Origin of the sequence: Mesorhizobium sp. ES1-6 (assembly GCF_020164775.1) — a bacterium.
GTDB lineage: Bacteria > Pseudomonadota > Alphaproteobacteria > Rhizobiales > Rhizobiaceae > Mesorhizobium.
The window spans coordinates 1-14,243 of record NZ_JAIUGU010000001.1; the positions used below are offsets into that span (position 1 = coordinate 1).

The following is a 14,243-nucleotide window of genomic DNA, read 5'->3' on the forward strand; positions in this document are numbered from 1 at the left end:
TCACCCAATACCTGTTCGAGCGCCGGACGGTACAGGCCATCAACAAGCCGCCACCAGTCAATCCAAGCCGCCGAACCCAGTGGACCTCCCCAAATCAGATGGGCTTCCAATATGTATAATTTTCCCCGGACAGCCCTGCCCCTTGTGGGAGAAGGTGGCCTCGCGAAGCGAGGTCGGATGAGGGGTGTTCCAGGGAACGCCAACGTCTCCCTCCGCTGGAACACCCCTCATCCGTTTCGGCGTTGCGCGCCGATCCACCGGCCTGGGCGAGCCACGGGCCTCGCCCGCCCTTCGGGGCCCACAAGGGGAGAAGGAAGAGGCGTTGCCATCCCATTTGGACTATCGTCACGATTGCTGCACTATATCAATGCATAACTGACCGGATGGGCCGGGGAGAACAGGGCGTTTGAAGGAACCACGAATCCAGAAACCGGAACGGCAGCAGCGCCTGTTCGGGCTGTCGACGCCGCTTCGGTCGGCCGTCATTCCGCCGCTGTCGGCGGCGCGCTGGCTGCTGGTGCTGATCGTTGCCGCCGGCGTCTATTTCTTCCACGGTTTCCTGTTCCCGGTGCTGGCCGCCCTCGTCATCGCCTTCGCCAGCTGGCCGCTCTACCAGAGGATGCTTGCAGGCGTTGGCGGCAACCGCACCATCGCCGCCACCTTGGCCATCCTGTTCATCCTCGCCTTCCTGGTGATTCCGATCGCGCTTGCGGGCACCTATGCCATCAACGAGGTGCGCGAATGGGTCGGCTGGGCGATCGAGACCAACCGGCACGGCGCCACGACACCGCACTGGATCGCGACCCTGCCTATCGTGGGCGATTGGCTGAACGAGCAGTGGACGACCAATCTCGGCCATCCTGGCGGCATCGGCGAGTTGATCCAGCTGATCAGCGGCGCCAATATCGGCAGCATCTATCGCGGCGCGCTTGCCGCCGGCGGCAGTGCCTTCAGCCTTTTCCTGACCCTGCTGTTCATGATGATCGCCCTGTTTTTCGCCTATCGCGACGGCGAGAATTTCGCCGGCCAGATCGACCGTCTCGGCGAACGCATCCTGCCCACCCGATGGGAGCGGATCTCGCGCGTCGTGCCGGCGACCATTTCCTCGACGGTGACCGGCATGACCGTGATCGCCATCGGCGAGGGCCTGGTGCTGGGCATCGCTTACTGGCTGGCCGGAGTGCCGTCACCGGTAACGCTGGGCGCGCTGACCGGCGTGATGGCGCTCATCCCCGGCGGCGCGCCATTGTCCTTCACGCTGGTCTCGATCTACCTCGCCGCCAGCGGCTCGCCGATACCGGGGCTGGCGCTGTTCATATGGGGCACGGTCGAGCTGTTCATCGTCGACAAGACGCTGCGGCCGAAGCTTGTCGGCGGGCCGATAAAACTGCCCTTCCTGCCGACCTTTTTCGGCCTGATCGGCGGCGTCAAGACGATGGGTTTTCTCGGCCTGTTCATCGGCCCGGTGCTGATGGCGCTGCTGGTCGCGATCTGGCGCGAATGGCTGCGCGAGGTGGAACTGGCCGACGAGACGGCCGCCACGTCGGCGGCCGAGATCGAAACCGGCCGGCAGATCGATGTCTTGCCGGAACCTGGTGCCGCGAAGAAGGCTAGCGCCTGATACCGACCTCTACGCCGGATGGTGTACCGCGAGGTCGCTGCGGCGCTTGCGTCCATCATGCAGCTGCCAGAGCGAATGGCCGACCAGCGTGACGATCAGGATGCCGCCGCCGACCAGGCTGTTGCGGGTCGGCGTCTCGGCGAAGATCATCCACACCCAGATCGGCGCCAGCACCGTTTCGAGCAGGTAGAACATCGCCACTTCCGGTCCTGAAATGTATTTCGGCCCGGCGGCGAGGCAGAAGAACGAGATCGGCATGATGACGGCGCCGTTGAAGACGATCCACCATGGCGCGTTCACGTGAAAGCCTTCGCCGGTCACCATGAAGGCGGCCAGCCCAAGCGGCAGAAGGACGCCAATGAGCGAGGTGAAGCCCATATCCTTGCCGCTGGCGCGCGAAAGGGTGATGGCGACCGCGATGAAGAAAGCCGAGCACAGCGCCATGAAGTCGCCGAACAGCTTGCCGGTGCCGAACGAGCCGCCGACGATGACCAGCACGCCGAGGATCATCACCAGCATCGCCACCATGGTCACCAACTGCGGCCTCTCCTTCAGGAATATCCACGACAGCAGCGCCGCGAACACGGTGTTGAAGGCCAGGATGAACACCAGGTCGGCGGTCGAGGTGTGAAAGACCGCGGTGACGAAGGTGATCGAGGTCAGCCCATAGCATATCGCCACGATCAGCCCGTCCCAGCCGGGGATGAGCGGCGGGGCATTGCGGCTCAGCGTGCGCCAGACCGACCAGATGATCATCGCGGCGATGAAAGTGGTTCCGGTGCGCAGCAAAAGGATCGTCCACGCGCCGCCATCCGCAAGGCGGATCAACGGTATGTCGACAGTCAGTATCAGTCCGCCGAGGGCGGTTATCAAAAGGCCCTTTTGGTGATCGTGGTGAGAGGACATGCAGGAACTTTCGCAATTGAATTGCAGGCGGCGGCCGATCGGCGCAAGCGCGCACTCTCTCCAGCCGAGCGGCTGAAAGACCAGCATCCCCTGTCTTGAAACAGTTTAAGCGTGGATCGAGGGAAAACTCGGCGTCAGACCGCTTCGTTCGTGTAGCGCTCCCAGCCTTTTGGCCCGAGATGCTCCTGCGGCATGAAGCGCATCTTATAATTCATCTTGCGCGAACCATTGACCCAGTAGCCGAGGTAGACATGGGGCAGCCCCATCGCCCTGGCGCGCGCGATATGGTCGAGAATCATGAACGTGCCGAGCGAGCGGCTTTCGAAATCGGGATTGAAATAGGAATAGACCATCGACAGGCCGTCGGCCATCTTGTCGGTGAGCGCCACCGCGATAAGTTCACCCTGGCCCTTGCCGGTGATGAAGGTGTCGGGCCCCCGCCGCCGGTATTCGATCACCTTGGTGTCGACATGGGTATCCTCGACCATCATGGCGTAGTCGAGCACCGTCATGTCGGACATGCCGCCACGGCGGTGGCGGGCGTCGAGATAGCCGCGAAACAGCGAATATTGCTCGGTCGACGGCTCGGCATTGTGCATGGCGCCGACCAGGTCGGAATTGTGCTGCAGCACGCGCTTCATGTTGCGGCTGGCGGTGAACTCCTGGGCCAGGATGCGCACCGATACACAGGCGCGGCAGGTCTCGCAGGCGGGCCTGTAGGCGATGTTCTGCGAGCGCCGGAAGCCGCCTTGCGTGAGCAGGTCGTTCATCTCCGAGGCCTTTTCGCCGACCAGATGCGTGAACACCTTGCGCTCGAACTGGCCGTCGAGGTAGGGGCACGGCGACGGCGCGGTCAGGAAGAACTGCGGCGACTGGGTCGGATGCTGCGTCATCGAGCCTTGGAAACACTCCTTCGAATCGCTCTACCTTTGGCTCGGGCGGCGAAAAATTCAACAGGATTGTGAGGGTGAGGTCGACTCAACACCTTCACATTTGCGCTCAAGGGGCTGCGACTTCTCTTGAGGGCCGGTTTTAGCGGTCAGTACGGCTGACGACCGTGCCAAGCAAAAGATCGTGCAGTGTGCGCTTGCGGTCGGAAAACAGGGTGACCAGCAGGACCAGCGGCGACAAGATGACGTTGCCCGCCCAGAACAGCACGGAATGGACCACAGCGGTGAGGCCGTCGATCGGTCGGCCGTCGAGACGGTCGAGGCGGATGCCCATCATCTTCATGCCAGTAGTGGCCTGGTCGGTGCTGCCCAGCGTGTTCCAGATGTAGAGGATGGCGACTGCCGGCACCAGGACGCCGAACAGCATCCAGCCGAGGCCGAGCGTCAAAAGCCCGAGGAAGAACACCAGGATGGCAACCGGAATGCTCAACAGGCCTACGATGAGGTAGTCCAGCAGGAAGGCCAGGATGCGCCTCGTGCGCACGCCTTCGAAAGCCCTGACATCGTCGAGCCGGGTGTTGATGATTTCGCCGTCGAGAACGCGAGCGTTCATGTCATTTCCTCGTAACAGGGTCCGACATAGGGTGCGGACCGCTCGATGATGAAATGGTGAAGGCTCGCGGCGGAATCAAGATCGGGCCTTCGCCGGCTCGCACGGCGGGGCCAGACGGCCGACAGCCCGAGCCTGTTGAATTCGCGGCGCGGATGGCGTTAGCTTGTTGCGGCGCAACAAAATGGGCGCCGAGGGGCAGGGACGGGGACATATGGATTACGACATGCTGGTCATAGGCAGCGGCCCTTCGGGCCGCCGCGCGGCGGTGCAATCGGCCAAACTCGGCAAATCGGTGCTGGTGGTCGACCGGGGCCGGCGTCTTGGCGGCGTCTCGGTACACACCGGCACCATTCCCTCGAAAACGCTGCGCGAAACGGTGCTCAACCTTTCGGGCTGGCGCGAGCGCGGCTTCTATGGACGCGGCTATCGGGTCAAGCAGGATATTTCCGTCGGCGACCTGATCGAGCGCCTGCACAAGACGCTCGATCACGAGGTCGAGGTGCTGCAGCACCAGTTCATGCGCAACACGGTCAAGAGCGCACGCGCGGCGGTTAAATTTCTCGGCCCCAACAAGGTCAGCCTGACATCGGATAATGGCGACTACAGCGAAGTCGGCTTCGCCAATGCGCTGATCGCCGTCGGCACCCGGCCGCATCGGCCGCGCGACGTGCCCTTCGACAAGGCCCGTGTCTTCGACAGCGACGAGATGCTTGAACTCGACCGCCTGCCGCGCACGCTGACGGTGATCGGCGCTGGCGTCATCGGCGTCGAATACGCCACGATCTTTTCCGCGCTCGACGTACCGGTGACGCTGGTCGAGCCGCGCAACTCGATCCTCGATTTCGTCGACCGCGAGATCGTCGACGATTTCATCCACCAGATGCGGGATCGCGGCATGACGATCAGGCTGGGCAGCGCGGTCAAGGAAATCCGCTCCAAGCCGGAGGCCGCCGAGGTGGAACTGGCCGATGGCCGCACCATCCGCTCCGAAGTCGTGCTCTACGCCGCCGGCCGCACCGGCAATGTCGGCAGCCTCGGCTTAGACGTGGTCGGCATCGAGGCCGACTCCAGGGGCCGCATCAAGGTAGATCCGCAGACCTTTCAGACCAGCGTGCCCAACATTTATGCCGCCGGCGACGTCATCGGCTTTCCGAGCCTCGCCTCCACCTCGATGGAGCAGGGCAGGGTGGCCGCCTGCCATGCCTTTGGCGTGACCTTGCCACCGCCGCCGGAAACATTCCCCTATGGCATCTATGCCGTGCCGGAGATCTCGACGGTCGGCCAGTCCGAGGAGCAGGTGCGCCAAAGCGGCGGCGCCTACGAGGTCGGCGTGGCGCGTTTCCGCGAGACATCGCGCGGCCACATCATGGGCGTCGACACCGGCTTCCTGAAGCTGTTGTTCTCGATCGACACGCGGCGCCTGCTCGGCGCGCACATCGTCGGCGAGGGCGCCACCGAACTCATTCACATCGGCCAGGCGGTCATCAATCTCGGCGGCACTGTCGACTTCTTCGTCAACAACACCTTCAACTATCCGACCCTGGCGGAGGCCTACAAGATCGCCGGGCTGGACGCCTGGAACCGGATGGGGCGGGGGTAAGGTTACCCCTCCATCTGGGCGAGCAACGCCAGCATGACATCGGCCGACGGCATCGGCAGCACCGCCTCGATTTCCGCCGGCCGCACGCCGGCGATGGCGTCGGCATCACCTGCCACGGTGCCGAGCGGTCCGCGAAAACCATGCTTCGACCACGCAAGCTCCTGCAGCTTCGGGCTTGTCAGCGCCTCCAGCAACCTGTCGACCGCCGGATCGATGACGATCAGCGGATGCGCCGAGTAGACCGTCGGCCTGGGGTAGAGGATTTCGGGCTTGGCGCCGGCGCCGGCCTGCACCCTTTGCCAGCGCGCCGGGTCGGCGAGCGCCCACTCGACCAGCTGGTTTTCGTAGCCCACCACCATCGGCTCGGCGCCAAGACCGCCGGCGATATACTGGTCGAACAGCTTTCCCGAGGATGACGACTTCAGGCCCATGCCGCGGAAGATCGCCTTGGCCTGGTCGCCATGCTGGGCAAGCAGTTCCTGGGTCGCCACGTCGCCGCTCATCAGGCTCAGCACCAGTCCTGCGAACATGAAGCCGGAGTTGGAGCGATTGGGATCGGTCGAGACGATGCGGGCACGGCCATAAAGCTCGTCGATGCCGAGATCGGACCAGTTCTTGCCGGCCAGGATGGCGTCGAGCAGAGCCTTGAGATCGAGCTGGTTGTAGCCGCCCTTGGCGGCGACCGTGACCAGGCCGCTCTTCTTCAACCCTTCTACCACCGGCCCCCAGGTGTAGACGACGATCGGCGAGTTGAGCACCACCTGGTCGTTGCGGATGGAGACGCCGTTCTTGCGCGCAAGGTCGACCATGATCGATGAGGAGGGCCACAGGAATTGCGGCTTTTGACCAAGCAGGGCCGGCTCGCGCACCATCTCCACCGAACCGGCGACACGTGCGTCAAGCTCCAGCCCGTAGCCTCCAAGCGCATGAACGACATCGGGATCGGCCAGAAATGCCTGCTTCTCGCCACCGATGAAACCGAACAGATGCGCCTTGTTGCCGAGATAGCCGCGGAACTCGGGACGATCCTTCAGCGTCAGATAGCCGCCGGTGCCGGCAGCGGCGGCACCCAGCAGACCCAGTCCGAAAGCGCGGCGCGAAATGGCCATCAGCGTCCGATATCCTCTTTCAGCGACTCCTGAATGAGTCGCAGGTCGACGTCGAGCGTGCCGAGTTCGCTATCGGCCAGGCTGTCGGCGTAATGCACGAAAGCATCCTGCAGTTTGGTGATCACCGCGCCGACATTGGCAAGCCTGGCCTGGCTCGGTGCGCGCCGGTTGGCCAGCGTCGCGTATCCTTCCGCCACTTCCGCCGCCTGGGGCACGTAGTAGGTGAGGAAACGCCGCACCGAGGGCGCGGTTTCCGGCTTCGTCTCGACCTTGGCAATCACATCGGCGGCGATGTCGGACAGGTTCTTCACCTTGGCCTTCATGTCCTTGTCGCCGATCGACCCGGCCGCTGCCGACAGCCGGTCCGCGGCTGGCTGCGCCTGCGCCAGCAGTTCGCGGGCGAAGGCCACCTTGCTGCCGCTGAGCGTGGTGAGGTCGAGCCCCTCGAAAAGCTGGCGCGGCGCCAGCACGAACACCAGCCCGGCAAAGACGAGCGCTGCGATGACGGCCGACACCAGAAACGGGAAATGGGTGTAGAAGCTCAGCCCCAGGAGGAGTGCGGCCGAGACGGCGCCTGCCACGATCCAGTTCCAGTCATTGCCGAAGCCGCGCATCCCGGCAGTCTCTAATTGTAGCCGCGCGCGGCGCGGAAGGCGCCGGCCAGATCGCCGCTGCCGTCGAAGACGCGCGCCGAGGTCGCCTTGGCGAGGCTGTCGAGCTGGCTCTTGTCGGCGTCGCCGAAGGTGACGCCGAAGACCGGCACGCGCACTGGGGCGCTGCGCCAGTGAGTGAGAAACAGGTCCGCACCTCCGTCCGTGCGGCCATCGGTCATGATGACAATGGCCGGCAGGTATTTCGAAAGATCCGCGGTGGCCACGATCTTCCGCAGCGCCTGGTCGGCGCAGGCGTACATGTCGGTGCCGCCGCCGGCGCGCTGCTGGGCAACGTCCGCCAGCAGTTCGCTCTGGCCCGCCGCGTCGCCGCTCGCCTCGAACGTGTCGCGCACCACGGCGTCGAAAGGCAACACGAAGATGCGGTCGGACGGCGTCCACTGCACCAGAACCTCGCTCGCCTTCTCCGGCGTGAACAGGAATTGCGCGGCCGCCTGCAACTGTTTCTCGCCCTGTTCCTCCATCGAGCCGGAAAAATCGAAGCACAGCGCCGTCAGCGAAGGCTTGCGCAAGGCCTCCTGGTAAAGATCGAGCGCCTTGCGGATCACGGCCGGCTCCGGCATGCGGATCGACGTCACCAGCTTGCCGGGATCGAAGTTCCAATCCGCCTCGGCGGCGGCCTGGATGGCCGCGCCGCCGAGCGGCAGCCGCCGGCCGGTGTCGGCGATGCGTTTGCGCACCGCGTCCGACTGCAGGTAGGCGAGCAGATCGGTGAAGAATTTTTCGACATCGGCTCCGCGACCGTGGTCGATGAAACCGAGCGGCGAGTCGCCGACAGCGACGCCGTCGGCCGGATAGATGGCATAGAGCGGCTCCTTGCCCATCTGCTTCAGTTTGTCGTTGGTCTCCTTCAGCGTCGCCTCGTAGTTCCACATCGCATCGTAGACGGTGCCCTTGCCGGCGCTGTCGACATAGAGGTCGGCGAGCCAGCCCGACGAGCCGGACGAGCGTTCGACGCCTTGCAGCAGGGCACTGACGGTATCGTGCACGGCGGGATTGTCGAGATCGCCCGGCTCGATCACTTCCTTGCCGCCAAGCGCGCTCGACAGCATGGCGAGGTAGGCGCTGGCGCCGGAATTGGACTGCGTCGCCGACGTCATCAGGAATTTGAGCTTGCCGTCCTTCACGGCGGCCAGGATGTCCTTCATGAACACCGGCTTGCCGACCCAGCCCAGTTCCGCGGCCCTGGATTTGCGTACGCCCAGGATGACCGGCATCTGCGCGATCGAGGTCAGGTTGCGCACCTTGCGGCCACTGTCGAACAGATCGACCCAGACGCTGGAGGCGGGCCAAACCGCGTCCTGGTCGAGGCCGCCAGGTTTCTGCAGGCCAAGCCCGATATCGAGCGAGCCTTGATAGGAAATGGTGCAGGTCGCCCCTTGCTTGGCGCAGAATTCCTGCACGATCGGTTCCAGCACCGTGTTTTCCGAACCGGAGACGATCGAGAATTTGACATGGCTCGAATTGCAGGCCGCCAGCAGCACCGCGAAGGCGAGCAGGAGAACGGACGTCAGCGTCTTCGGCATGGCGGTTCCGATCAGGCCTGGGTCAGCGCTTTCTTCAAGTCGAGCGTCATCTGGTCCATCTGCTTTTCGGCGTCGGCCCGCTTCTGGCGGCCCTCCTGCTGGACCTTGAGCACGCCTTGCACCGTGTCGATGAGGTCGCGATTGGCCTGCGCCAGCGTTTCGACATCGACGATGCCGCGCTGCGCCTGTTCCTCGACCGAGATGGCCTGATCCTTCATCATTTTCGACGTCTGGCGGATCATCTCGTTGGTGGCGTCGGTCACCGTCTTTTGCAGTTCGAGCGCCGACTTCTGGTTGGTCAGGCCAAGCAGGATGACCATCTTCTGCTTCCAGGCCGGCACGGTCAGTGCCGAGGTCGCCTGCAGGTTCTCGATCAGCGTCTCGTCGCCGGACTGCACGATGCGGATCTGCGGCAATTGCTGGATACCGAGCTGACGCGCCTGCACCAGGTAGAAGATGCGTTTTTCCAGCCGGTCCAGCGCCTGCACGGCGTCCTGATAGGTTTGTGCCTCCAGCGTGCCTCCGGTGTCGCCGCTCGCCGAATCCGCCGCGGCCTTCAGCTTCGGCAACTCGTTGGCGCGGTAGTCGTCGACGAATTTCTTGCCGGCCTGCACATAGGCGTCGAGCTTGAGGATGGACCCCTTGGTCTGCTCATGCAGGTCGTCGAGCACGGCTATGTCGCGCCGCAGCGTGTCCTTGTGACGGTCGAGTTCGAGGCCGATGCGGTCAATCTGTCCCGCCACGTCCTCGTACTTCTCCTTGAAGCGCTCGAGCCGTGCCTTGAAGGAGGAAAACAGGCCGCTGAGGAAACCCTGGTCCTTCAGCGAGGCCGGATCGAGATTCTTGGCCTTCATGATGATGTCGGTCAGGAGATCGCCGGTGTCGCCGAGGTCGCGGTTGCGCAACTGGGACAATATCTTGTCGGCATAGTCGCTGACCGCCTGCTGGGCCCGGTCGCCGAAGACCGAGATGGCGGCGCGGTCGCGCACGTCGATCGTGTCTTCAATTCGGGCGATTTCGGCGGGACTGGCCACGATTGCAGGCAATTGCGACGTATCGTCGAGCAGAGTGACGCTGTTCTTGTCGGTCATGCGGACCTCCCCTCAGTGAACAGTATCTCGATAGCCAGTATGTAACAGAGGTATGTCGCCGCTGTGGACAATGGAAGATGGGGCCGCCAAGGCGGTAAATAAACGCTATTTTTCAGGCCATGGGTTCCACGGGCCCTTTCTCGGCCCCGGATCCGCCCAGCCATTGCCCGACGATCGCCGCGTCCGGCTCTCCGATTTCATGGCCCGATGGAACGATGCGGGCGTCGATCTCGCTACCGTGCCGGCTGAGCAGCGTCACCAGCGCCGGCGCGAAGGGCCCATAGGTCTCGTCGGCGGCTCCAGCAATGATGAGCGTCCGTGTTCCCGCAAGGTCCGTCGAAGGCACTTGGTCGAGCACCGGCATGGGCCTCAGCAGCACCGCCCCGCGGACAATGCCGGGATGGAGCAGCATCAGGCTCGAAACCAGATTGGCGCCGTTAGAATAACCAAGGAATGTCGCGCGATCGAGATCAAGCCCATGGCGCGCGGCGGCATCCCTTGCGAATGCCGCGAAGGCGGCGGTTTCGGTACGGATGCTGTCTTGATCGAAACGCGTCGGCGTGATTCGCTCGAACCAGCGAAAACCTTCCTCCTGGGGAACACGACCACGCACCGCGACCAGCAATGCATCGCGTGCCATGCGCCTTGCCAGCTCCATCATGCTTGTCTCGTCGACGCCCGATCCATGTAGCACGAACAGGCAATCCCGGCTTTTTTCGCCGGTGCCGAGAACACGATAGGGAAAGGCCAGATCCAGCGTCAGCGCGCCGTTTTCGGCATTGTCGCCAATCATCTCGGATCCCTTTGATTATATGAGGTTTCGCTGAATTTGCCGGCTTCAAAACGCAATATTTTCTTGCTCCGCGAAAGTTGATTGAACCAGGCGCATTCCAGCCCGTTTCTGCGCCGATATACTCCCCGTGGGAGGAATCGAAGCGGTGCGTCGGGGTCGCATTGCTGGACATGAACAACCAGCTTTGAGGCCTTTTGTCGATGACCACCCCTGTTTTGCCGGATCGCAATTTGCGTATCCCCGAACGCGACACGCGTATCGATGTACTGCGCGCCTTGGCGCTGCTCACCATCTTCATCGACCATGTGCCGGGCACGGCTTTCGAGACGCTGACCTACAAGAATTTCGGCTTCTCGGACGCGGCCGAGGCCTTCGTGCTGATATCCGGCATCTCGGTCGCGCTCGCCTACGGCGCCAAGTTCAGACCGGGTGGCCGGCTTCTGGCGACCCTGAAGATGTGGCGGCGGGCCGGTGTGCTCTACGTTGCCCATATCGTCACGACGATGGTGGTGATGGCGCTGTTCTGCGCCGTGGCGGTGTTTGCCAGGCGGCCGGAAATGCTGACGCTCATCAACATCGAACCGCTGATGAAGAACACGCCGCAAGTGCTGGTCGGCATCGTCACGCTCGGCCACCAGCTTGGCTACAACAACATCCTGCCGGTCTATGCGGCGCTGCTTTTGATGGCGCCGGCCTTCGTCCTGTTCGTCAGCTACAGGCCTATCGCGGCGCTTGTCGCGTCCGGTGCGTTGTGGCTCGTCGCCGGCATCTGGCAGATCGCGCCGCCCAATTATCCCGAGCCCGGCTTCTGGTTCCTCAACCCGCTGTCCTGGCAGTTCCTGTTCAACATCGGCCTTGCCGCCATGCTGCATGTCAGGCGCGGCGGTGTCATTCCGGTCAACCGCTGGCTGGTCGGCGCGGCCGTGGCCTATGTGCTGGCGGCGCTGGTATGGGTGCATAGCCCGCTCTGGGGCCAGATAACCTGGTTCAACCTGCCGGTGGTGATCGGCGGCTTCGACAAGACTTTCCTGTCGCTGCCGCGGCTGTTGCACATCCTGGCGGTCAGCTATCTCGTCGTCGCCCTGCCGGCGCTCTCCGGCCTGTTCCGCACCAGCCCCGACCATCCGCTGGCGATACTGGGCAAACGATCGCTGCCGGTGTTCATCGCCGGCACGGTGATCGCCATGGTCGCGCAGGTGATGAGGCTGATCAATCCGGGCGGGTTCGTCTATGACAGCCTGCTGATAGCGGCCGGCATCGCCATGCAGTTCGCGCTCGCCTTTTATCTCGAATGGCTGTCGACCATCGGCGGCTCGGGCAAGGCCCGCACGACGCAAAAGGATCCCGCACCGGTTCGTGCGCCTTTCGGCCTCTCCGCGGTGGCAAGAGCCAATCGATAGCGGTTCGGGGCCGTGCGGTTCAACCTCGGGGAGGGGCCGACGAGGCCCGCACGATCAGTTCGACCGGCAGTTGGTGCCGGCTGACCGGCCCGTCGCTCTCCAGGATCGCCTTGACCGCGAGGCGGCCCATCTCGGCGATCGGCTGGGCGATCGTGGTCAAAGGCGGCTCGGACACCGCTGCTTCGGGAACACCGTCGAACCCGACCACCGAAACATCGTTGGGCACGTTGAGCCCGCGTGCGTTCAGCCATTCGAGCGCCACCAGGGCCATCCTGTCCGACATGGCCAGGATGGCGGTCGGCGGCGCGTCGGCGGCGAAGATGGTTTCGAGCCCAGCCTTCGTGCTGGCGACGTCGTTGGCGGTTTCATAGACGGGCACTTTGGATGCCTCCACGCCTACCCTGGAAAGCTCCTGGAGATAGCCGGTGAGGCGGTCGCGGGTTCCCGCATAGGCCGCGACCCGAATCTGCTCGGCTGACACGAGACCTGTTCTGCCGTCTGCGAAAGGCAGGGCCAGAACAGCGAATCGACGATGTCCTAGATCGGTGAGATGGCGCGCCGCCCTGCCGGCGCCGGCGATGTTGTCGACGCCGATCGCCGCGACAGAGCCGTCCTCGGAGTCGAGGTCGAGCGCGACAAAGGGCAGTCTGCGCTCCCGTGCCAACTCCACCAGGCGCGAGCCGCCTTCGATGCAGAAGACGATGAAGCCGTCGACCAGCGCGCTTTGGATGTTCCAGGCAAGCTGCTCGTTGTTGGCGGCCGAGACCAAGGAGATCCCGGCTCCCGTCGCATCGCAGGCCCGCGAGATGCCCGCCATCATGACGCGCGCGAACGGATCCTCGAAGAAATAGGAGAGGGGCTCGGCGGTGGCAACGCCGATGGCGTTGACCTTGCCGGCCCGCAGCAGCCGGCCCTTTGGATCGGGCCCGCCATAACCCATGGCCTCGGCGGCCGCGCGAACCCGTTCGCGGACTTCCTCGCGCACGATCTCGGGGCGGCTGAAGACATTAGAGGCGGTGCCGTGCGAAACACCGGCGGCCTTGGCGATGTCGGCCAGCCGGACGGGTCGTCGATTGCCTGCGGTGAGTGACGCCATTTGCGCGTGCCTCCTGACATGCATGTAGCACGTTCCCGGGTCGCATCTAGCACTTTCGTTGGATCGATTCAAATTTTGCTTGACCGGCGGCAATCCCGGTCTTATGTTTGAATCGATCCAACTCGTATGCTTTGCCGCTGAATGATCCAGAGGGAGGAGCCGCCATGCATCCCGTCAACTATCTGTTCGATGACATCTATCGCAACGTCTGGAACATCGGCCCGTTCGCCAACAAAGCGAGACGGCGTGGTGAGTCGGGTCCATGGATTCGCGACCTCCGCTTCCTGGTGGAGCGCAAGCGGAGCTGATCAGCCGGCTCTTTCCGCGCCCATTTATTGAATCGATTCAAGAGAAGGAGCATGAGTCATGCATCCCATCAACCATTTGTTCGAGGACATCTATCGCAACTACTGGGGCATCGCGCCGGCCACCGAGCGGCCGGACGCGCGGCGCCGGACAAAACCCGCCGCACGCAGCCGCGTCCTTTGGGCCCGTTCGGAACGCCGCCAGGATTGAGCCTTCCGGGCGTTTAGGCGCGTGAACGTGCAATGGCGGAGATTGCTATCGCCAGCCAGCCTGCGATGAGCAGGGTGCCGCCGATTGGCGCCGACATCGGAAACAGTCGTGATCCCCAGAAATCGCGGGCGAGGAGATCGCCCGCGAAGAGCAGCAGCCCGGCGAGCAGAATCAGGCTTGCGATGCGCAGCCAGCGGTTTGCACCGGCAAGGCCAATGGCGAGAAACACCGGTGCATGCATCAGGAGGAACGACGCGGCCGTGCCGGTGAAAGCGCCGCCGCGATGCGCGGCCGCCGCCGAAAGCGCCACGCCCGCCGCGCCGACGAGACCGCCGGCAAGCACGAGGAGGCGGCTGCCGTTTGTATCAGCGAGGTTCATGATAGGCATGTTCCTTCCTTGGTAGGTCAGTC

The 14,243-nt window shown here is 63.8% G+C and carries 15 protein-coding genes; 5 read left to right on the forward strand and 10 right to left on the reverse strand.

From position 1 onward, the window contains the following. The first annotated feature begins 406 nt into the window (after positions 1–406). Positions 407–1,621, forward strand: a complete 1,215-nt coding sequence (locus tag LB564_RS00005; RefSeq protein WP_224534210.1) for an AI-2E family transporter — start codon at positions 407–409, stop codon at positions 1,619–1,621. Positions 1,622–1,630: 9 nt separating this feature from the next. Here LB564_RS00005 and LB564_RS00010 read toward each other — a convergent pair whose 3' ends face one another. From LB564_RS00010 to LB564_RS00020, 3 genes are all read right to left on the reverse strand, one after another. After that, positions 1,631–2,527 (reverse strand): DMT family transporter, encoded by an 897-nt coding sequence (locus LB564_RS00010; RefSeq protein WP_140706972.1) that lies wholly within the window; start codon positions 2,525–2,527, stop codon positions 1,631–1,633. Positions 2,528–2,661: 134 nt separating this feature from the next. Beyond that, on the reverse strand, positions 2,662–3,420 hold the full coding sequence (locus tag LB564_RS00015) for an arginyltransferase (RefSeq protein WP_140706970.1): 759 nt from the start codon (positions 3,418–3,420) through the stop codon (positions 2,662–2,664). 139 nt (positions 3,421–3,559) lie between these two features. Further along, positions 3,560–4,030 carry an RDD family protein gene (locus tag LB564_RS00020; protein WP_224534211.1) on the reverse strand — a complete coding sequence of 157 codons (471 nt, stop codon included), beginning with the start codon at positions 4,028–4,030 and terminating at the stop codon, positions 3,560–3,562. Positions 4,031–4,241: 211 nt separating this feature from the next. Between LB564_RS00020 and sthA the strand changes: the two genes are divergently transcribed. After that, positions 4,242–5,630, forward strand: coding sequence for a Si-specific NAD(P)(+) transhydrogenase (gene sthA / locus LB564_RS00025; RefSeq protein ID WP_224534213.1), 1,389 nt, complete (start codon positions 4,242–4,244; stop codon positions 5,628–5,630). A gap of 2 nt (positions 5,631–5,632) precedes the next feature. On the opposite strand, the gene LB564_RS00030 is transcribed toward sthA, so the two are convergent. From LB564_RS00030 to LB564_RS00050, 5 genes are all read right to left on the reverse strand, one after another. Beyond that, complete coding sequence (locus tag LB564_RS00030) at positions 5,633–6,739, reverse strand: substrate-binding domain-containing protein (RefSeq protein ID WP_224534215.1); 1,107 nt, start codon at positions 6,737–6,739, stop codon at positions 5,633–5,635. Then, on the reverse strand, positions 6,739–7,353 hold the full coding sequence (locus LB564_RS00035) for a 5-bromo-4-chloroindolyl phosphate hydrolysis family protein (RefSeq protein ID WP_224534218.1): 615 nt from the start codon (positions 7,351–7,353) through the stop codon (positions 6,739–6,741). The genes LB564_RS00030 and LB564_RS00035 overlap by 1 nt, the downstream gene beginning before the upstream one ends. A gap of 11 nt (positions 7,354–7,364) precedes the next feature. Continuing rightward, entirely contained in the window at positions 7,365–8,936 is a 1,572-nt protein-coding gene (locus LB564_RS00040; protein WP_224534220.1) for a substrate-binding domain-containing protein, read from the reverse strand. A gap of 11 nt (positions 8,937–8,947) precedes the next feature. After that, positions 8,948–10,027, reverse strand: coding sequence for a toxic anion resistance protein (locus tag LB564_RS00045; RefSeq protein ID WP_224534222.1), 1,080 nt, complete (start codon positions 10,025–10,027; stop codon positions 8,948–8,950). Between the two features lie 112 nt (positions 10,028–10,139). Beyond that, positions 10,140–10,820 carry an alpha/beta hydrolase gene (locus LB564_RS00050; protein ID WP_224534224.1) on the reverse strand — a complete coding sequence of 227 codons (681 nt, stop codon included), beginning with the start codon at positions 10,818–10,820 and terminating at the stop codon, positions 10,140–10,142. A gap of 200 nt (positions 10,821–11,020) precedes the next feature. Here LB564_RS00050 and LB564_RS00055 point away from each other — a divergent pair, with 200 nt between their 5' ends. Next, positions 11,021–12,220, forward strand: a complete 1,200-nt coding sequence (locus LB564_RS00055) for an OpgC family protein (RefSeq protein ID WP_224534227.1) — start codon at positions 11,021–11,023, stop codon at positions 12,218–12,220. 19 nt (positions 12,221–12,239) lie between these two features. Here the strand turns inward: LB564_RS00055 and LB564_RS00060 are convergent, their stop codons facing one another. Next, positions 12,240–13,316 (reverse strand): substrate-binding domain-containing protein, encoded by a 1,077-nt coding sequence (locus tag LB564_RS00060; RefSeq protein WP_224534228.1) that lies wholly within the window; start codon positions 13,314–13,316, stop codon positions 12,240–12,242. Between the two features lie 164 nt (positions 13,317–13,480). Between LB564_RS00060 and LB564_RS00065 the strand changes: the two genes are divergently transcribed. After that, positions 13,481–13,624, forward strand: coding sequence for a hypothetical protein (locus LB564_RS00065; protein WP_224534230.1), 144 nt, complete (start codon positions 13,481–13,483; stop codon positions 13,622–13,624). 58 nt (positions 13,625–13,682) lie between these two features. After that, on the forward strand, positions 13,683–13,832 hold the full coding sequence (locus LB564_RS00070) for a hypothetical protein (RefSeq protein ID WP_224534231.1): 150 nt from the start codon (positions 13,683–13,685) through the stop codon (positions 13,830–13,832). A gap of 13 nt (positions 13,833–13,845) precedes the next feature. On the opposite strand, the gene LB564_RS00075 is transcribed toward LB564_RS00070, so the two are convergent. Beyond that, on the reverse strand, positions 13,846–14,211 hold the full coding sequence (locus LB564_RS00075) for a DUF423 domain-containing protein (RefSeq protein ID WP_224534232.1): 366 nt from the start codon (positions 14,209–14,211) through the stop codon (positions 13,846–13,848). Positions 14,212–14,243: the final 32 nt, after the last annotated feature.